Consider the following 22781-nt stretch of genomic DNA (forward strand, 5'->3'; position numbering starts at 1 on the left):
CCATGTCATCGTCCCCCGCACTGCCTGCCGATCTGTCCACGTTGAGCGTCGATGAAATCGAGCGCCTGTGGAATCTATTGGAGGACGCCGATGCGGCCGATACGGACAGCGACAGCATCCCGCGGCGCGACCCAGACCAGCCGATCCCGTTGTCGTTCGCCCAGCAACGCTTGTGGTTGCTCGCGCAGCTGGATCCAGGCAGCGCGTCGGCCTACCTGATCCCGGCCGGGGTGCGCCTGCGTGGCGTGTTACAGACCCAGGCTTTGCAGCAGGCGCTGGAACGGATCGTCGCCCGGCATGCTGCCTTGCGCACCCGCATCGTGACGGTGAGCGGCATTGCAGAACAGCGGATCGATCCGGCCGGCAGTGGCTTCGCACTGACGCACATCGATCTTTCCCAGCGCGGCCTTGAGGAGGCGCAGGCCGAGGCACGCCGGCAAGCAGTGCAGGAAGCCACTACCCCATTTGACCTGGCGCACGGTCCGCTGATCCGCGGCCGTCTGCTGCGTCTGGCCGCACACGATCATGTGCTGCTGTTGACCATGCACCACATCGTCTCCGATGGCTGGTCGATGGGCCTGCTGATCCGCGAGTTGAGCACACTGTACACGGCCCTGGCGCAGGGACTGGACGATCCGTTGCCGGCATTGTCGCTGCAATACGCCGACATCGTGGCCTGGCAACGGCGCCAGGCCGATGGTCCCGCGCTGCAGCGGCAGCTCGATTTCTGGCGTGCGCATCTTCGCAATGCGCCGACCGTGCTTGGCCTGCCCTGCGAATCCCCGCGCCCGGCGGTACAGGATCATGCCGGCGACCGCGTCGAGATCGTGCTCGACGCCGATCTGAGCAGCGCACTCGCTGCGCTGAGCAAGCGTCATGGAGTGACGTTGTTCGTGACCATGCTGGCGAGCTGGGGCATCTTGCTGTCGCGGCAGTCCGGCCAAGACAGTGTGGTGATCGGCAGCCCGGTGGCCAATCGCCATCGCGCAGAGTTCGAGCCGGTGATCGGCTTTTTTGCCAATACCCAGGCGCTGCATGTCGATCTTTCCGGCAAGCCGACAGTCGCTGCGTTGCTTGCCCAACTGCGTGGTGTCACCGCGGCGGCGCAGGCACATCAGGACCTACCGTTCGAGCAACTTGTCGAAGCGCTCAATCCAGTCCGCGACCTTTCCCGCCATCCGCTGTTCCAGGCCTTGCTGGGGTGGCAGGAGGGTGCGCCGGAGACGCTGGCGCTACCCGGACTGCGCCTGGAGCACTTCCGCGCCGACCATCACAGTGCGAAGTTCGACCTGGAACTGTCGTTACAGAACACCGGCACGCACATCGTCGGCCAGCTCACCTATGCCACCGCGCTGTTCGAGCGCAGCACGATCGAGCGCCACCTGGCCCAGTTCGTGACGCTGCTGCACGGCATGGTGGCCGACGACAGCACGCGCGTGGACCGGCTGCCACTTTTGCGCGCACCCGAGCGCCAACAGTGGCTGCAGACACTGGCGCGCGCGCAGCGCACATTCGCCGACGATGCATGCCTGCCGAGTTTGTTCGAACGACAAGTCGCGCAACGGCCGCACGCCATCGCCGTGGTGCACGAGGAGCTGGCGCTGAGCTATGCCGACCTGGACGTACGCGCCAACCAGCTCGCTCATCATCTGATCGCCCACGGCATCGGTCCGGAAGACCGCGTGGCGCTGTACCTGCAGCGCGGTATCGATCTGGTCGTGGCCATCCTCGCCGTGCTCAAGGCCGGTGCCGCCTATCTACCGCTGGATCCGGCCTATCCCACCCAGCGGCTGGCTTTCATGCTCGACGATGCGCAGCCGCGCCTGCTGCTCACCCACGCTGCGCTGGCCGCTAGTCTGCCCTCAGAGACCGGCATTGCCACCTTGGTGCTGGACGAGGCAGATGCCTGGACGCATCGTCCCATCGATTCGCCGCAGCGCAACGATCTGCTGCCGCAGCATCCGGCTTACGTCATCTACACCTCCGGCTCCACCGGCACTCCCAAGGGCGTCGTCGTTGCACATGCACACGTGGTGCGCCTGTTGCACGCCACCCGCAGCCAGGTCGCGCCGAGCGCTGACGATGTCTGGACGCTGTTCCATTCCTGCGCCTTCGACTTCTCGGTCTGGGAGCTGTGGGGCGCACTGGCCCATGGCGGTCGACTGGTCGTGGTGCCGCAGCACGTTGCGCGCGACCCGGCCGCCTTCCATGCCCTGCTCTGCCAGCAGCGCGTCAGCGTGCTCAATCAAACGCCCAGCGCGTTCCAGGCGCTGCTCGAGGCGCCGCGACACAGCGACTTGCAACACCATCTGCGGCTGGTGATCTTCGGTGGCGAAGCGCTGCAACCGGCCAGTGTGTCCACGTGGTTCGCACAACACGGTCAGCGCACCGCGCTGCTCAACATGTACGGCATCACCGAAACCACCGTGCATGTGACCGCGCATGTCCTCACCAACCAGGATGTCACGCGCGCCGACCTCAGCCCGATCGGCGCGCCGCTCGCGGATCTGCGTGCCTATGTGCTGGCAAGCGACGGCCAGTGCCTGTCGATCGGTGTGGCCGGCGAACTGCACGTGGCCGGCGCTGGCCTGGCGCGCGGCTATCTGGGCCGTCCGGGATTGACCGCCGAGCGCTTCGTGCCCGATCCATTCGCCGCGCAACCCGGCGAACGCATGTACAAGACCGGCGACCTGGCGCGTTGGCAGGCCGACGGCAGCCTGGCGTATCTGGGTCGCAACGACGAGCAGGTCAAGCTCCGCGGCTTCCGGATCGAGCTCGGTGAGATCGCCGCGGCCTTGCGCGGCTGCGACGGCGTGCGCCAGGCGGTCGTCATTGCCAGCGAGGACAGCACCGGCGACAAACGTCTGCTCGCGTATGTCGTCGGCGATGCGGATGTCGCGCTTGACCCCGACGCTTTACGCACCCGACTCGGCGCCCGCCTGCCCGACTACATGCTGCCGGCGGCCTATGTGCAGCTGCCCGCACTGCCGCTCACTGCCAACGACAAGCTCGACCGCCGCGCCCTGCCGGCGCCGGATGCCGATGCGCTCGCCGCACAGACCTACGTTGCCCCGGAAGGCGAGCTGGAAATCATGCTGGCCGCAGTGTGGAGCGAGCTGCTCGGCGTCGAACGCGTCGGTCGCCACGACAGCTTCTTCGCTCTCGGCGGCCATTCGCTGTTGGCAATCACACTGATCGAGCGCCTGCGCCAACACGGCTGGCAGCTAGACGTACGCGCACTGTTCACCCACGCGACACTGGCCGCCGTCGCCGAGACACTGAGGCCAGAGAAAACTGCCGCGATTCCGCAGAACCGGATCGCACCCGATTGCAGCCGCATCACGCCCGCATTGTTGCCGCTGGTGCAGCTCACTCAAGTCGAAATCGATGCCATCGTCTGCACGGTTGACGGCGGCGCGGCCAATATCCAGGACATCTATCCGCTGGCTCCGCTGCAGGAAGGCCTGCTGTTCCATCACCTTGCCGACCCGGGAGCCGATCCGTACGTAAACACCACGCTGCTGGCCTTCGAAACGCAACAGCAGGCGGCCGCGTTCCTGAGCGCCTTCGACCAGGTGGTGCAGCGCCACGACATCCTGCGCACCAGCATCGTCTGGCAGGACCTGCCGGCACCGGTGCAGGTGGTCTGGCGCCACGCCGCCCTCCAGGTCCACCGGTACACCCTGCAAGGGCAGGACGCGCAAGCAGAGTTACTGACCAGAATGGGTCCCGATCACGCCCGCCTGGACCTCGCCAAGGCGCCGCTGCTGCAGGCGCATCTGGGCGAAGATATGGCCCAGCAACGGTGGATTGTCGGTGTGTTGGCACACCACTTGGTGATGGACCACACCACGTTGGACCTGATCATTGCCGAGATCGGCGCGCACCTGTCCGGTCGCCAGCAGCAATTGCCAGCGCCGCTGCCGTTTCGTAATTTCGTCGCTCAGGCGCAGCGTGCCGTCAGCACCGAACATGTGCCTTTCTTCAGCCGTATGCTCAGCGATGTCGACCATCCGACCGCGCCGTTCGGCCTGCTTCGCAACGACATCAACAGCGTGCCTGCACAACAGCGGGTACCGGTTGCACGAGACATTGCCCATTCGCTGCGCGCGCATGCCCGCCGCCTCGGCGTGAATGCATCCAGCCTGTTCCACCTGGCCTATGCCGTGTTGCTCGCACGCATCAGCACACGCAACGACGTCGTCTTCGGTACCGTGCTGTTTGGCCGACTGAGCGGTAGCGACGGCGCCGACCGCGCACTGGGGATGTTCCTCAACACACTGCCTCTGCGCGTGCGCATCGACACCACCAGCGTGACCGATGCTGTGCGCCGAATGCAGGAGCAGATGGCTGAACTACTGTGCCACGAACACGTCGCGCTGACAGACGTACGCAACTGCAGTGCCATCCGCGCGCCGCTGCCGCTGTTCTCGGCACTCCTCAACTACCGATACGCCGGCCACAGCTCAAGCGCAGCAGAGCACGTGGCACACGATGAGGCATGGCAAGGCGTGCGCGTGTTGCAAGCGCGCGAACGCACCACGTACCCCGTGTCGCTGTCAGTCAACGACGACGGCGATGGCTTCTCGCTCGATCTGCAGATCGATCCATGCCTGTGCGCGGAGCGCGTTGCCGGCTTTATGCTGCACGCGCTTCAGCAGCTGAACCTAGTGCTGAGTCGCGCACCGGATACACCGCTGTGCGCCTTGCAGATTCTTCCGGCAGGCGAACGCGCATGGCTGCTGCACGACGTCAATGCCACCACTGCCCACCCTGCCTCAACGCCCGCAGCCGGCGACACGCTGCTCACCCGCTTCCAGACGCAGGTGCGTCAGTTTCCGACGGCAGCGGCACTGATCGACGGCGAGCTGGTCGTGAGTTACGCCGAGCTGCAGGAGCGGGCCGCCGTTCTGGCACAACGGCTGCTCGCCTTGGGGGTGACGCCGGGCGGCTGTGTAGCGCTGCTGCTGCCGCGCTCGGCGCTGTTGATCGTGGCCGAGCTGGCGGTCGTGATGTGCGGCGCGGCCTATGTCGCCCTGGATCCGGCGCAGCCGCCAGCACGCTTGCACGCTCTGCTGGAGGACTGCGCCGCTGCCGCACTGCTATGCGACGCCGACTGCCCGCTCGATGCCGTCTGCCTTCCACGTCTGCAAGTGGAATGGGCAGCGCTCACTGGCGAGGCAGTGGCACCGCAGGTCCAGGTGACGTCCGCAAGCATCGCCTACGTCGTCTACACCTCCGGCTCCAGCGGCACCCCCAAAGGCGTGGCCGTGTCGCACGCGGCCGTGCTGGCGTTTGCGCTCAACCCGCAGCATGCGCCGTTACAGCCGCAGGAACGCGTCGCGTTCCTGGCCAATCCCGCGTTCGATGCCAGCACCTTCGAAGTGTGGGCCACGCTGCTGCACGGCGCGGCCATCGTCGTCGTCGACCAACCGACCCTGCTTGACCCAAGCGCACTGGCCCAGCACCTCACCGTCAACCAGGTCAGCATCCTGCATCTGACCGCCGGGCTGTTGCCCGGCTACTGGCATGCCCTGCGCGACCTGCTGCCGAGGCTGCGTTGTCTGCTCACCGGCGGCGACAGCGTCGATGCCGGCACCGTCGCCGCCATCCTGGCCCACGCGCCACCGCAACGGCTGCTGCATTGCTATGGCCCGACCGAGGCGACCACCTTCAGCGTGGTTCACCCGGTCGCCCCACTTGCCGAGGACGCAGCGCGGATTCCACTCGGCCGGCCCTTGCCAGGCAACCGTGTTTACGTGCTCGATCGCCATGGTCAACCGACGCCGATTGGCGTGGCCGGCGAACTGCATCTCGCCGGTGCGCAGTTGGCGCAAGGCTATCTGCATCGCCCCGCGCTGACTGCCGAACGTTTCGTGCCCGACCCGTTCGTCGCGCAAGCCGGCGAGCGGATGTACAAGACCGGCGACCTGGCTTGTTGGCGCGACGATGGCACGCTGGATTTCCTCGGCCGCAACGATGCGCAGGTCAAGATCCGTGGCTTCCGCATCGAGCCGGGCGAGATCGAGGCTGCCTTGCGCGCCTGCGCTGGCGTGCAGGAAGCCGCGGTCATCGCGCGCGAGGACACCGGCGGGAAACGCCTGGTCGCCTATCTGGTCGGCGATGCTTCGATCCTGGAGCCGGCAACGCTGCGCAGCCAACTCGCTACGCGCTTACCCGACCACATGCTGCCAGCGGCCTACGTGCAGCTCGCTGCATTGCCGCTCACGCCCAACGGCAAACTCGATCGCGCCGCACTTCCGGCTCCCGACGATCAAGCGCTGGATCTGCATGCCTATGTCGCTCCGCAAGGCGAATGGGAACAGGTGCTGGCGACGCTATGGAGCGAGCTGCTCGGCGTCGAGCAAGTCGGGCGCAACGATGATTTCTTCGCCCTCGGCGGCCACTCGCTGCTGGCGATCAAACTGATCGAACGTCTACGCCGGCTCGGCTGGCAAATCGATGTGCGGGCATTGTTCGCACAGCCCACGCTCGCGGGCCTGGCGGTCAATCTGCAAACCGCCTCCGCCATCGAGGTGCCACCCAATCGGATCGGGCCCGAGTGCACAAGCATCACTCCGGACCTATTGCCACTGGTCGCGCTGACGCAAGCGGAGATCGACGCGATCGTGGCCACCGTCGACGGTGGCGCGGCCAATGTGCAGGACATCTATCCGCTGGCGCCATTGCAGGAAGGCCTGCTCTTCCATCATCTGTCCGACCCGCTTGCCGATCCGTATCTGCATTCGTCCGTGCTCGGCTTCCCTGCCAAAGAGCAACTCGATCGCTTCCTCGACGCACTCGATCAGGTCATTGCACGCCACGACATCCTGCGCACCGGCGTCGTCTGGCAAGGACTGTCTGCACCGGTGCAGGTGGTCTGGCGCCAGGCGGTCGTGCCACGTCGGATGCATCGCTTCGAGGGACCAGACCCTGCGACCGGGCTACTGGCCTGGCTGCACGCGGCCGAAGCAGCCCCGAGCCTGCAGCACGCACCGTTGATCCATGCCCATCTGGCCCACGACACCACCACCGGACGCTGGCTGCTCGGCCTGCAACAGCATCACCTGGTCATGGACCACACCACGCTGGAACTCGTGATCGAGGAAGTCCGCGCGCATCTGGACGGGCGACACCAGCAATTGCCGACGCCCTTGCCGTTCCGCAACTTCGTCGCTCATGCGCACGCCGGTGTGTCCGAGCAGGAACACAAGGTGTTTTTCACCGCGATGCTCGCCGATATCGATGCACCCACCGCGCCATTCGGCGTACTTGCACCGGTGCGCGACCCGGCCGCGCTGCACTTTCTGCGCCTGTCGGTGCCTGCAACACTGGCCGCCGCCGTGCGCACCCAGGCGCGCCAACATGGCATCAGTGCCGCCAGCCTGTTCCATCTGGCCTATGCCCTGCTGCTGGCCCGCACCAGCGGCACGACTGAAGCTGTATTCGCCACGCTGCTATTTGGGCGCATGCATGCCAGCGCTGGCGTGGACCGAGTGCTGGGCATGTTCCTCAACACCTTGCCCATCCGCCTCGACGCGTCGCACGGCAGCGTGCTGGATGCGGTACGCCAGACGCAACTCTGCCTGGCCCAGCTGCTGCACCACGAACATGCCCCGCTGGCATTGGCCCAGCGCTGCAGCACGCTGGATCCGTCCACCCCTTTGCTCAATGCCTTACTCAACTACCGCTACGTCGGCGGCAGCGCGGTCCTGGGCGTGGAGCCAGAGGGCGAAGACCTCGCCGCTCTGGACGGGGTACAGGAGATCGCCGGTCAGGAGCGCACGCACTACCCATTGCTGGTATCGGTCAACGACCAACAGCCCAGTGGTGGATTTTCACTGGACGTGCAATGCCTCCAAAAGATCGGTACCGAACGTATCGCGGCGATGCTCCTGCAGACCCTGCAGGTACTGATCCAGGCATTGGAGCACGCACCGCAGACCGCACTGCATGCCTTGGATCTGCTACCGGAGAACGAGCGTCAAGCGCTGCACCATTTCAATGACACGACCGCCGAGCTCGATGGCAGCGGCTATCTGCATCGTGCAATCCAAGCGCAGGCGCGGCGCACGCCGCAGGCTGTCGCGCTGGTGGAAGGTGAGGTCGAACTCAGCTACGCCGCGCTTGATGCGCGCGCCAACCAGCTTGCGCATCATCTGATCGCCCTTGGTGTGGTACCCGAAGACCGCGTAGCCGTGTGTCTGCCACGCAGTCTCGATCTGGTCGTCGCGCTGCTCGCCGTGCTGAAGGCCGGCGCGGCTTATCTACCGCTGGAAACAGATGTACCGCCCGCGCGCTTGGACAGCATGCTCGCCGATGCGCAGCCTGCCGTTCTGCTCGCCTATCGCGCCACTGCCGCGCGGCTTGAGCGATGCGAAGAGCGACACACCGTGTTTCTGGATACCGACCAGGCTGCGTGGAAGAAGGCGCCCACGCACGCCCCCGTCGTGCCGGCCTTGCACCCGCAGCATCCGGCCTACGTCCTCTACACCTCCGGCTCCACCGGCCAGCCCAAGGGCGTGGTCAACACCCATGCCGGCATCGACAACCGCCTGCAATGGATGCAGCAGGCGCTGCAACTGCGACCCGAGCAGCGCGTGTTGCAGAAAACCCCGGTCGGCTTCGATGTCTCGGTCTGGGAACTGTTCTGGCCGCTGCGCGTCGGTGCGTGTCTGGTGCTGGCGCAACCTGGCGGTCACAAGGACCCTGCTTATCTGATTGCACTGATCGAGCAGACACGTATCGACACCGTGCACTTCGTGCCCTCGATGTTGCGCGTGTTCCTGGATGCCTTGCCCGAAGGCGCATGCGCAAGTCTGCAACGCATCGTCTGCAGCGGCGAAGCCCTGCCAGCGGATTTGGCGGCTGACGCACTTGCTCGCTTGCCGCAAACGCGGTTATACAACCTCTACGGCCCGACCGAAGCGGCGGTGGATGTCAGCGTCTGGGAATGCAGCGATGCGGACGCCAGCAGCGTGCCGATTGGCCGACCGATTGCCAACACCCGCCTGCACGTGCTCGATGCGCATCGCACACTCGCACCGATTGGTGTGACCGGCGAACTGCAGATCGCTGGCGTGCAGCTCGCCCGCGGCTATCTGGGCCGGCCCGATCTGACCGCCGAGCACTTCGTCCCCGATCCGTTTGCAGACCACCCCGGCCAGCGCATATATCGCACTGGCGATCTGGCGCGCTGGCGCGTCGATGGCGCGCTGGAGTATCTCGGCCGCAACGACGAGCAGATCAAGCTGCGCGGCGTACGCATTGAACTCGGCGAAATCGCTGCCGCGCTACGTGCCTGCAATGGTGTGCGCGAGGCTGTCGTCATTGCCCGCGAGAACGCAGGCGAAAAACGATTGATCGCCTATCTGGTCGGCGATGCAACGCCGTCGAGTGGCGCCGCGTCCACTGCCGACGCATTGCGCAGGCAACTGGCCGCGTGCCTGCCCGAGGTCATGCTCCCCAGCGCCTATGTGTGGCTTGACGCGTTGCCGCTGACCGTCAACGGCAAGCTCGATCGCCGCGCACTGCCGGCAGCGGATGCCGATGCGCTCGCAGCACAGGCCTACGTTGCACCGGAAGGCGAGCTGGAAACGTCGCTGGCAGCACTGTGGAGCGAGTTGCTCGGCGTCGAACAGGTCGGTCGCCACGACAGCTTCTTCGCGCTCGGCGGCCATTCGCTGCTAGCCATGCGGCTGATCGCGCGCATCCGCAACGTGCTCGGTGTCGAACTGCCGCTGGCCACTTTATTCGCACAACCACGTCTGACCACTCTTGCCGATGCCCTGGACGGCGCTGCGGCCATCGCCCTGCCAGCCATCGTGCCGGCCGACCGTCGCACGCCGCTGCCGCTGTCCTTCGCCCAGCAACGGCTGTGGTTCATCGCGCAACTGGATACGCGAGCCAACCTGGCTTTCCACATTCCGGTCGGCCTGCGCTTGCACGGTGCGCTTGCGGCCGATGTCTTGCAGCGGGCGCTGGATCGGATCGTGGCCCGGCATGAAGCGTTGCGCACGCGCTTCGTCGCGGCCGACGGCGGAGCGAGACAGGAGATTGCCCCGGCCGACAGCGGCTTTGCCTTGCGCCGTTTCGATCTCTCGCAGCATCCCGATGCCGACACCGAGATCCGGGCGCATGCGCAACACGAAGCCGATGAGGTCTTCGATCTGAGCCATGGCCCGCTGGCACGCGGGCGGTTGTTACGGCTCGGCGACGACGCGCATGTGTTGTTCCTGACCCTGCATCACCTGGTCGCCGACGGCTGGTCCATCGGCGTGCTGGTGCGCGAGTTCGTTGCGCTGTACACCGCAATGATCGATGGCCAGCCCGATCCGCTGCCGCCGCTGCCACTGCAATACGCCGATGTGGCGGTCTGGCAGCAGCACACGCTCGGCGAACACGCCCTGCAACGCCAGCGTCGCTTCTGGCAGGATCATCTGGCCGGTGCCCCCGAGCTGCTGGAACTGCCCACCGACCGGCCGCGTCCGGCGCTGCAGGACTATCGCGGCGACGCGCTGACCTTCCAGGTAGATCAGCCCACCAGCATCGCGCTGAAGGCGCTGTCTGAGCGCCACGGCACCACCTTGTACATGACCTTGTTAGCCGGTTGGGCGATCCTGCTGGCACGCTTGTCGGGTCAGCAGGAGGTTGTCATCGGTTCTCCTGTGGCCAACCGCAACCGCAGCGAACTCGAACCGCTGATCGGCCTGTTCCTCAACACCCAGGCATTGCGTATCGACCTGTCGTCCGATCCGTCGGTCGCCGCGCTGCTGGCGCAGGTGCGCGCGATTGCTTTGGCCGCACAGGACCATCAGGATCTGCCGTTCGAACAGGTCATCGAAGCGCTCAACCCCAGCCGCAGCATGGCGCATGCACCGCTTTACCAAGTGGTCCTGGCGATGCAGAACACGCCGCAAGAGGACCTGACGCTGCCGGGGCTTCACATCACCACGCTACCGACTGGACCGGTCTCCGCCCAGGTGGACCTGTGGTGGTCGATCAGCGAAACCGATGCGGGCTTGCACGGCTCGGTGATTTACGCCAGCACGTTGTTCGAGCGCGCCACCGTGCAACGCTGGATGCAGATGTGGATCACGGTGTTGCGGGCCATGACCGCACAACCGGCCTGCGCGGTGAGCGCGCTACCACTGCTACCCGAAGACCACCGCACACAGCTGCTGCAGCAGTTCAACCACAGCGCTGCGCCGTGGCCGGACGCACCGCTGTTGCAGCCGCTGTTCGCTGCGCAGTGCCGGCGTACTCCCGACGCACCGGCGCTGTCCGATGCGCAGGTGCAGCTGTCCTACGCGCAGCTGGATGCGCACGCCAACCGCCTGGCCCACCGCCTGATCGCCGCTGGCGTGCGCCCGGACACGCGCGTGGCGCTGTATCTGTCGCGCGGCGCCGAGCGCCTGGTCGCCTTGCTCGCCGTGTTCAAGGCCGGCGGCGCCTATGTCCCGCTCGACCCCGATCAGCCCACCGAGCGGGTCGCCTTCATGCTCGGCGATGCCCGCGTGCGCGTCGTGCTCACCGACACGCAGCTGCAGCAGCAATTGCCCGCCAGTCGCGCCCTGCAGCAGACCCGCGTCCTGCTGCTCGATGCACCGACCTCGGCCGCGGACCCGGCCCACCACCACGCGCCGGTCATCGATGGCTTGCATCCAGATCACCTGGCCTACGTCGTCTACACCTCCGGCTCCACCGGTCAGCCCAAGGGCGTCATGGTCAGCCATCGCGGCCTGGTCAATCTGGCCCTGGCCCAGATCGCCGCCTTCGGCGTGCAACCGCACAGCCGCGTGCTGCAACTGGCCAGCATCGGCTTCGACGCCTGCGTGTCCGAGTTGCTGATGGCCTGGCTGGCCGGCGCCTGCCTGCACGTCCCGCCGGCCGAGGCGTTAGCCGGAGCAGCCTTGCTCGAGGTGTTGCAGCACCAGCGCATCACCCATCTGACCGTGACCCCGACCGTGCTGGCCTCGCTGCCCGAACAGGTCAGTTGCCCCAGCCTGCAGACCCTGGTGCTGGCTGGCGAGGCGGCCGATGCCAAGCTGGCCCGCCGCTGGCAAGCGCACACCCGCGTCATCAACGCCTATGGCCCCACCGAGGCCAGCGTCTGCGCCAGCCTGCATCTGGACGGTGTCCGGCACGGCGAGCGCCTGCCGATCGGCAGGCCGATGGCCAATGTCCGCCTCTATGTACTCGATCCGCAGGGACACCTCGCGCCGATCGGCGTGCGCGGCCAATTGCATATCGCCGGCCGCAGCGTGGCGCGTGGCTATCTGCGGCGTCCGGACCTGACCGCCGAACGCTTCGTCCCCGATCCGTTCGCCGAACAGCCCGGCCAACGCATGTACAAGACCGGCGACCTGGCGCGTTGGACTGCCGACGGCAACCTGGAGTCTCTCGGTCGCAACGACGACCAGATCAAGTTGCGTGGCGTGCGCATCGAACTGGCCGAAATCGAAAGCGCGCTGCGCAGTTGCGCTGGCGTACGCGATGCCGCGGTGCTGTTGCGCCACGACCGGACCAGCGAACCGCGTCTGGTCGCGTACGTGGTCGGCGACGCCGATGCCGTGCCCGAGGCCCAATCGCTGCGCACACACCTCGGTGGTCGCCTGCCTGAGGTCATGCTGCCAGCCGCCTATGTGCAGCTGGACGCACTCCCGCTAACGCCCAACGGCAAGCTCGATCGCCGTGCGCTGCCAGCACCGGATGCCGATGCACTCGCCACGCACACCTACGTGGCGCCCGAGGGCGAACTGGAAGTCCTGCTGGCCGCGCTATGGAGCGACCTGCTCGGTGTCGAGCAGGTCAGCCGTCACGCCAGCTTCTTCGCCCTGGGCGGTCACTCGTTGCTGGCGATCAAGCTGATCGAACGTCTGCGCCAGCATGGCTGGGCACTGCAGGTGCGTGCGCTGTTCGGGGCCACCACCCTGGCCGACCTGGCCGCCGCGCTGCGTCCCAGCGGCGCGGTCGAGGTGCCCCCCAACCGCATCACCGTCGATTGCACCCGCATCACGCCTGAGCTCTTGCCGCTGGTACAGCTGACCCAGGACGAGATCGACGCAGCCGTGGCCACCGTCGATGGCGGCGCGGCCAACGTGCAGGACATCTACCCGCTGACCGCACTGCAGGAAGGCCTGCTGTTCCATCATCGTGCCAGCTCTCTGGGCGATGCCTACCTGAGCTTCAGCGTGCTGGCCTTCGAGACGCGCGCGCAGCTGGACGCATTTATCGCCGCGCTGGAAGCGGTCATTGCCCGCCACGACATCCTGCGCACCGGTTTCGCCTGGCAGGGCCTGAGCGCGCCCGTGCAGATCGTCCGGCGCCACGCCATTCTCCCGCGTCAGGAACACTGCATCGATGCCCCCGATGTGCTGGCCGCGTTGAAGCAGCGCATGGACCCACGCAGCGCTCGCATGGATGTCACCCAGGCACCGCTGCTGCGTGGCCATCTCGTCGAAGATCCGCACCAGGCACGCTGGTTGCTGGGCCTGCAGACCCACCACCTGATGATCGATCACACCACGCTGGAATTGTTGATCGAAGAAGTGCAAGCGCATCTGGATCAGCGCCAGCAGCAACTCCCCGAGCCGCTGCCATTCCGCAATCTGGTCGCGCAGGCACGCCTGGGCGTGAGCGAGGCGGAGCACCGTGCTTTCTTCACGCAACAGCTTGGCGATCTGGAGACACCCACCGCACCGTTTGATTTGTGGGAAGTGCGCGGCAGTGGCGCCGAGATCGAGGAGCACCAGCAGTTACTGCCACAGCCGTTATGCACCGCATTGCGTTTGCAGGCGCGACGTCTCGACGTCAGCCCCGCCAGCGTGTTTCACCTGGCCTATGCGCTGATGCTGGCCAAGGCCAGCGGCCGCGACGATGTCGTGTTCGGTACCACGCTGTTCGGGCGCATGCATGCCGGCAGCGGTGCACACCGGGTGCTGGGTATGTTCATCAACACCCTGCCTATCCGACTGCGCCGCGATCATCGCGGCGTAAACGACGCGGTGCGCGACACCCAGCAGCGGCTCGCCGAGTTGATCCATCACGAACATGCCCCGCTGGCCCTGGCACAGCGATGCAGCGGCATCGTCGCACCCGCACCGCTGTTCATTGCATTGCTCAACTACCGGCATGCCGGCGGCAGCGCAGTGCAAGCGCCGAGCGGAACATCGCAGGCCTGGCATGGCATACAGATGCTGGAGTCGCAGGATCGTACCAGTTACCCGCTGACGCTTTCGGTCGATGACATCCGTGCGAATGCGAGTTTTGCACTGCAAGTCCAGGTGGACCAGCGCATCGGTGCCGCGCGTGTCATTGCGCTGATGCTGCAGGCTGTACAGGCATTAGTGAAGGCGCTGGAAGACGCGCCGGAGACGGCCCTGCACGCGCTACACCTGCTGCCCGCCGATGAACGCGCCCAGCTGCAAGACTTCACCGTCACCGAAACGACTCCGCTCGCGCACGCACAATGCATCCATCATCTGTTCGAAGCGCAGGTCCGTCGCACACCCAACGCCATCGCGCTGTACGCCGATAACCGCGAACTCAGCTACGCGGCGCTCGATGCGCGCGCCAACCGGCTGGCGCATCGCTTATGCGCATTAGGTGTGGCACCGGAACACCGCGTCGCGCTGTACTTGCCGCGCGGTATCGAGCAGATCGTCGCTCTACTGGCGACGCTCAAAGCCGGCGCCGCCTATCTGCCGCTGGACCCGGAGTTGCCCGACGCACGCCTGGCCTTCCTGCTCGCCGATAGCCGCCCGCGTGCGGTGCTGACGTGTGACGCCCTGCACGCGCGGCTGCAGTCCTTCGGTAGTGCCATGCAAAGCGTCGGCGTGCTGACATTGGATCAGGATGCAGATGTGGATCTGCACGATCCAGGCGCACCGATTGTCCCAGGCTTGTGCCCCGATAACCTGGCCTACGTCATCTACACCTCCGGCTCCACCGGGCAGCCTAAAGGCACCTTGCTCACCCACGCAGGCGCCACGCATTACCTGCAGTGGGCGATCGAGACCTATCGCCCATTCCCCAGCGCGGTGGTGTCGTCCTCGCTGGCCTTCGACGCCACGCTGACCAGCCTGCTGGCACCGTTGTTGTGTGGAGCCAGGGTCGAACTGCTGCCTGAGCACAACACGCTGGACGCCTTGCGCCAGCGTCTGTGCGATCCCACCCCGTTGGGCTTGGTCAAACTCACACCAGCCCATCTGGAAGTGCTGGGCCAGCAATTAGCCAACCATGCCGAACCGCTCAGCCCGGCGGCGATGGTGATCGGTGGCGAAGCTTTACCTCCAGCCACACTCGCACGTTGGCAAGCACTCGCCCCCAACACCCGCTTGATCAACGAATACGGCCCCACCGAGACCGTCGTCGGCTGCGTAGTACACGACGCAACGCACGATGTCCCAGCCCCGCATGGTCGGGTGCCGATCGGTCGTCCGATCGCGCACCTGCGCATCCATGTGCTCGATCACCACGGCCAGCTGGCGCCGATCGGCGTCGCCGGGCACCTGCATATCGCCGGACCGCAACTGGCACGCGGCTACCTCGGTCGCCCCGATCTGACCGCCGAACGCTTCGTACCCGATCCGTTCGCCGAACAGCCAGGCCAACGCATGTACCGCAGCGGCGACCTGGCCAGTTGGCATGCCGACGGCACACTCGACGTCCTCGGCCGCAACGACGACCAAGTCAAGCTGCGCGGCTTCCGCATCGAACTGGGCGAAATCGTCGCCGCGCTGCGTGCCTGCGCTGGCGTGCAGGACGCTGCCGTGCTGCTGCGCGAAGACACACCCGGCGAGCAGCGCCTGGTGGCGTATCTGGTAGACGACGCCGGCAACGAGAGCGCTCCGTTGGCACTGCGCGAAGCCTTGGCCGCACGGCTGCCCGAGGTCATGTTGCCAAGCGCCTATGTGCGACTCGATGCTCTGCCGCTCACCGCCAACGGCAAGCTCGATCGCCGCGCACTGCCGGCACAGGGCGCGGACGCCCTCGCCGCACAGGCGTATCTTGCCCCGGAAGGCGAACAGGAAATCCTGCTGGCCACCCTGTGGAGCGAACTGCTCGAGATCGAGCGGATTGGCCGCAACGACAGCTTTTTCGCCCTCGGCGGCGATTCGCTACTGGCGATCGTGTTGATCGAACGCCTGCAGCAATCCGGTTGGCAGTTGGACATCGGCGCCCTGTTCAATACACCGGTGCTGGGCACGCTGGCAGGCGCGCTACGTCCGGCGGCAATCGCGCCGGTGCCGGCCAACCGGATCGTGCGCGATTGCACGCGGATCACACCCGACCTATTGCCGTTGGTCGTGCTGACCCAGACCGAGATCGACGCGGTGGTGGCGACCGTCGCCGGCGGCGCTGCCAACGTGCAGGACATCTATCCGCTGGCCTCGCTGCAGGAAGGCCTGCTGTTTCACCACCTGCAACATACCGACAGCGACCCCTATGTCATGCCCGGTCTGCACGCATTCGCCAGCCGTGCAGAGCTCGACCGCTTCCTGGCCGCATTGAATAGCGTGATCGCGCGTCACGACATCCTGCGTACCGCCTTTGTCTGGCATGGCGTGCGTGAAGCAGTGCAAGTGGTCTGGCGACAGGCGCCACTGCGACTGCATTCGCATGTTCTGGAGAACGATGATGCACTGGAGCAACTGCAGTGCTGTCTAACATCGCCGCAGGCGCGGATCGACCCGCAACAGGCGCCGCTACTGCATGCGCACCTGATCCACGACGCGGTCAACCAGCGTTGGTTGCTCGGCATGCTCTACCACCACCTGGTGATGGACCACACCTCGATGGATCTGGCGATCGAGGAAGTTGGCGCGTTCCTGGCCGGCACCGCAGACGCCCTACCGGCGCCACTGCCGTTCCGCGAATTCGTCGCTCGCGCCCGGCTGCGCGGCTCGGCGCAGACGCAGGAAGCGTTCTTCAGCAAACTGCTGGGCGATGTCACGCAGACCACCGCGCCCTACGGCATGCTGGATGTGCACGGCGATGGCAGCACGGTGCGCGAAGCGCGCCTGCAGGTTCCCGATGCGCTGACCCAGGCGCTGCGCGCGCACGCGCGTGCGCTGAATGTGAGCATGGCCAGCCTGTTCCATCTCGCCTACGCACTGGTGGTGGCGACCACCAGCGGACGCGACGACGTGGTGTTCGGCACCACGCTGTTCGGTCGCATGCAGGGCGGCAGCGGCATTCACCGCGTGCTGGGCATGTTCCTCAATACCCTGCCGCTGCGCCTGCGCATCGACACCACCAGCGTGGCCGATGCGGTAAGCACGGTGCAGGGACTGTTGGCGATGCTCATGCAGCACGAGCACGCACCGTTGAGTCTGGCTCAGCGCTGCAGCGGCGTCGCTGCGCCGGCGCCGTTGTTCACCGCCCTGCTCAACTATCGCCATGTCGCCAGCAGCCAGGCGTCGAATACGCTCCCGGACTGGGCCGGCATGCAATCGCTGGGCGCCAGCGAGCGCACCAACTATCCGCTGTCGTTGTCGGTGAACGATGACGACCGCGGTTTCTGGTTGGATGTGCAGACCGGACCCGCTGCCACACCCGAGTCGGTCGGTCAGCTCATGCTCGAAGCCCTGCGGCAACTTTCGCAAGCGCTTGCCGATGCACCGCACACCGCCTTGCATGATCTGCATATCCTGCCGGAGCTCATGCGCACTGACATCGTCGTTGGCTTTAACCCGGCGCCCAGCGACGCCCCCGCAGTCGGCATCGCGCACTTGTTCGCTGCACAGGCGGCGCGCACGCCGCAGGCACCGGCGTTGATCGATGCCCACGGCAGCACCCTCACCTATGCTGAACTCGCCCAACGCGCCGAGCGCCTGGCCTGCCGTCTGCGTGCCTTGGGCATCGGGCCGGAAGCGCGGGTCGCGGTATGCATGCCGCGCGGCATCGATCTGGTGGCAACGCTGCTGGGCGTATTCCAGGCGGGCGCGGCCTATGTACCGCTGGACCCGGAGTATCCCGCGCAACGCCGTACCGACATCCTGCGCGACTGCCAGCCGCAGATTCTGGTAGCAACCTCGGCATGCGCATACGCGCTGCCGCCACAGGTCGAAGTGCCGCTGCTGTGGTACGACGCCCCTGGCGACGCGGCGATTGCCGTACCGACCGAAATCGCCGCGCCGCATGCCGCGCAGTTGGCCTATCTGATCTACACCTCGGGTTCCAGCGGACGTCCCAAGGGAGTCATGGTCGAGCACGGCGCGTTGGCCGCCTACTGCGTCGCCGCCGCCGAGCTGTTTGGCCTGAGCGGCGAAGACGACGTCCTGCAGCAGAATTCGATCAACTTCGATCTGTCGTTGGAAGAACTGCTGCCTGCGCTGATCGCCGGCGCCTGCCTGCGGCTGGCGCCATTGCCGCTGGACGCCGTTGCCACACCAACGCCCGCCAGCGTGCTGCATCTGACCAGCGCGCATTGGCATGCGCTGGTGAGCGTATGGACGCAAGCGCCCGAACAAGCGCGCCAGCAGCTACAGCAGGTGCGCCTGATCAACATCACCGGCGACGTTCTGTCGCCCTACCAACTGCAGCAGTGGTATGGGCTCGGGCTGCAGGCAATCACGCTGATCAACACCTACGGCCCCACCGAAACCGCGATTTCCTGCACCGCTGCCCGTCTGTGCACCGAAGACGCCAACGCCACCCGCATCAGCATCGGCACCGCGCTGCGCCATGCGCGTCTGTACGTGCTCGACGCTCGTCTCCGCACGCTGCCAATCGGCGTGGCCGGAGAGCTGTATGTGGCAGGCGCACAGGTCGGCCGCGGCTACCATGCACGGCCGGCACTGAGCGCGCAATGTTTCCTGCCCGACCCGTTCGCGCTCGGCGCCGGGCAGCGCATGTATCGCACGGGTGACCTGGCGCGCTGGAACGCCGACGGCAGCCTGGAGTTCCTCGGCCGCAACGACCAGCAGCTCAAGCTGCGTGGATTCCGCGTCGAACTGGGCGAAATCGAGAACGTGCTGCTGGACTATCCCGGCGTGCGCGAAGCGGCGGTCTGCGCGCGCCAGGACGCGACTGCAACGACGCGTTTGCTGGCCTATGTCGTCGCCGACGCGATCGAGCCGGACCGGCTGCATACGTGCCTGGCCCAGCGCCTGCCCGATTACATGCTGCCCAGCGCCTATGTGCGCCTGGACGCACTGCCACTCACGCCCAATCGCAAGCTGGATCGCAATGCGTTGCCGGTGCCCGACGCCGGAACGCACTTCGACACCCAAGCCCATGTGCCGCCGCACGGGCCGTTTGAGCAGACCCTGGCCATGGTGTGGGCCGAACTGCTCGATTGCGATCGCGTCGGCCGTCAGGACAGCTTCTTTGCGCTGGGCGGGCACTCGTTGCTTGCGGTACGCCTGGCATCACGGCTGCGCAGCCATTTCGGGGTCGATGTCGGCCTGGCCGACATCTTCGCCCATCCACGTCTGGCCGACTTCGCCGGCTGCGTCGCGGCCGCTGCAGCGAACACATTGCCGCCGATCCTGCCGGTTCCAAGGGATAGGCCGCTGCCGTTGTCCTTTGCTCAACAGCGGTTATGGTTTCTGTCGCAGTTGGACCCGCACACCGACCTTGCCTATCTGGTCAGTACCGGCGTACATCTGGACGGTGCGCTGGACCTGCCGGCGCTGCGCAAGGCGCTGGACCGCATCGTCGCGCGACATGAAACGCTGCGCACGCGCATCGTCGCCAGTGCGGGTCAACCGCAGCAAGAGGTGCTGCCGGTCGACACCGGGTTTGCTCTGCGCCACAGCGACCTGTCTGCACTGGACGATCCGGCCCCGCGCGTACGGCAATTGTGTGCAGACGAACGGCAGACCGCCTTCGCGCCGGGCACTGCGCTCGTGCGTGGTCATCTATTGCGTCTGGCGCCACAGCAGCACGTGCTGTTGATCACCCTGCATCACCTGGTGTGCGATGGCTGGTCGATGGGGGTGCTGATCGAAGAACTCGGCACGCTCTATAGCGCTTACGCCCGGCAAGAACACGATCCGCTGCCGCCGTTGGCGCTGCAATACGCCGATGTCGCGGTATGGCAGCGCCGCTGGCTGGAGGGCGACGTTCTGCAACGTCAGCTCGACTATTGGCGCGAGCGCCTGCACGACGCGCCGCGGCTGCTGGCATTGCCGACCGACCACACGCGTCCGGCACGGCAGGACTTCCACGGCGACACCATCGCCTTCTCGCTGCCTGCGGCGGCGAGCGCCGGCCTGCACACGCTGAGCCTTCGTCATGGCGTCACGCCGTTCATGACGTTGCTCGCCGCCTGGGCGCTACTGCTGCACCGCTACAGTGGCCAGGACGAGGTGGTGATCGGCAGCCCGCTTGCCGGTCGCGATCGCAGCGAGCTCGAACCCTTGATCGGCTTTTTCGTCAACACCGTGGCGCTGCGCATCGATCTGTCCGGGCGGCCCACCGTCGCGCAGTTGCTGGAACGCGTCCGCTGCGCCGTGCTGGGTGCGCAGGCGCACCAGGACCTGCCATTCGACCGCGTCATCGAAGCGCTCCAGCCCAGCCGCACGCTCGCGCACGCACCGCTGTGCCAGGTCCTGTTTTCGTCCGACACCACGCCCTCGGGCGAGCTGGAGATGCCCGGCCTGCAGCTGCAACCATTGCAAGGCGGAACAGCGGTCGCATTGGCCGATCTGGCCCTGGAAATGCGCGTCGGCCGCGACAGCATCGCCGGATCGCTGATCTACGCGACGGCGCTGTTCGAGCGCGCCACGCTGCAGCGGCATCTGGCTTATTACCAGGCGCTGCTGTGTGCCCTCGCCGATGCCAGCGGGGTGCAGGTGGCCGACGACCTGCCGCTGCCTGCGCCTGCGCAGCAGCATCTGCCGCACGTGCCGGCCTGCGAGACGCTGCAGTCGATGCCGACCAGCGTGCATGCAGCCTTTGCGCACCAGGTGCAACGTACGCCCACGGCACCGGCGGTTTGCGACGGGACGCTGCAGCTGACTTACGCCGATCTGGAGATGCGCTCGGATGCGCTAGCCCAGCAGTTACGTGTTGCGGGCGTCGGCGTCGGCATGACCGTGGCCACAGCCCTGCCGCGCAGCGCCGCCCTGGTGATCGCGCAATTGGCCATTCTCAAACTGGGCGCGGCGTACTTGCCGCTGGACCCGCAACAGCCGGCGCTGCGCTTGGCCCAGTTGGTAGAAGATTGCCATGCCGTCGCGTTGCTGTATCCGCCACAGACAGACCCAGTCTGGGCCGGCGCATTGCACTGTCTGCCCGTCGATGTGGATGCGCTCACCGCCACCGCAACGCGCTTTGCCGCGGCAACGGTACCTGGCAATGCGCCTGCTTACGTGATGTACACCTCCGGCTCCACCGGTGTGCCCAAGGGCGTGGCCATTCCCCATTGCGGCATCCTCAATCTCGTACTCGCGCCGGACTACGCCGATTGGAACGCGCAGGATCGCTTCGCCTTCGCCTCGAACCCGGCGTTCGATTCCACCACGCTGGAAGTCTGGGCGCCGTTGTTGTGCGGCGCCTGCGTGGTGGTAGTGCCGCAGGCGGTGGTGCTCGATCCCGTCGCATTGGCGGGCTTTATCGGCACCCATGCAATCAGCGTCCTGATCCTGGTGGCCGGTGTATTGCGGGCGTACGCACCGCAGCTGGCCGCCTCCCTGCCAACGCTGCGCTATCTGGTCACTGGCGGCGATGTCGCCGACCCGCACGCGCTGGCACTGCTACTGGGCTCTGCCAATGCGCCGGAACAGGTGCTGCAAACCTACGGACCGACCGAGGCCACCCAGTTCGCCACCACGCTGGCCCTGCGACAGCCGCCGCCGCTGGATCGGCGTATTCCGATCGGGCAGCCGATCCGCCACATGCAGGCGCATCTGGTCGACGCCCGCGGCACACCGGTGCCGATCGGTATTCCGGGCCAGTTGCATCTGGCCGGTGTCGGTCTGGCGCAGGGGTATGTCGGCCGGCCCGGCGCCACCGCCGAACGCTTCGTGCCGGATCCGTTCGCCATGGAGCCTGGAGCGCGCATGTATCGCACCGGCGACCTGGCCCGCTGGCGGGAAGACGGCAGCCTGGATTTCCTCGGGCGCGCCGATGCGCAACTGAAGCTACGCGGTTTCCGCATCGAACCGGGCGAGATCGAGGCGGTGCTCGCCAGCCACCCGCAGGTGGCGCAGGCCGTCGTCCATGTGCAGTTCGATTCTGCCCATCAACCGCGCCTGCTGGCGTACATCGTCGCCGAGGATCCGGACGAAGACGCCGCTCTATGCCCGCGGCTGCGCTCCTGGCTCACCGAGCGATTGCCTGACTACATGCAACCGACCGCATACATCCCGCTACAACGACTGCCGCTCACAGCGAACGGCAAACTCGATCGGGACGCGTTGCCCAGTGCCTCTGGCCAGGCATGCAACGACACAGCGACGCAGGCGCCGCAAGGTGCCTGCGAGCAGGCATTGGCGCTTCTGTGGTGCGATCTGCTCGGTGTGGAGCGGGTCGGCCGCCATGACGACTTCTTTGAAGTCGGCGGTCATTCACTCCTGGCGGTCCAACTCATCGCACGTATCGAGTCGCAGCTGCAGCGACGCATTGCCGTCTCGCAACTGTTCGCCCATTCCGACCTGGCCGCGCTGGCGGCCCTGCTGGAGGCGACCGAGGTGCACAGCGACGACATGATCACGGCCAGCGACCGCGAGGATTACCTCGCATGAACGGGTGTGATCCGCAGAAGCGCTCGTCCGCCGACGGTCGCGGCACAGCGCAACGACGAGGTGTGCCGCGCACGCCCGCTGCAT

At 66.4% G+C, this 22781-nt stretch carries 1 protein-coding gene; it reads left to right on the top strand.

Translation table 11 applies throughout. The annotated features are described in order from the left end of the window. Window positions 1–2: 2 nt before the first annotated feature. Window positions 3–22697 carry a non-ribosomal peptide synthase/polyketide synthase gene (locus M0D43_RS00020; RefSeq protein ID WP_260807634.1) on the top strand — a complete coding sequence of 7565 codons (22695 nt, stop codon included), beginning with the start codon at window positions 3–5 and terminating at the stop codon, window positions 22695–22697. Window positions 22698–22781 lie beyond the last annotated feature (84 nt).

It is taken from the genome of Xanthomonas prunicola, from assembly GCF_025266575.1.
In the GTDB taxonomy this organism is placed as follows: Bacteria; Pseudomonadota; Gammaproteobacteria; order Xanthomonadales; family Xanthomonadaceae; genus Xanthomonas; species Xanthomonas prunicola.

Excerpts from the sequence above, each read along its gene's own strand:
- M0D43_RS00020 (WP_260807634.1), top strand. The coding sequence starts at position 3 with ATGTCATCGTCCCCCGCACTGCCTGCCGATCTGTCCACGTTGAGCGTC.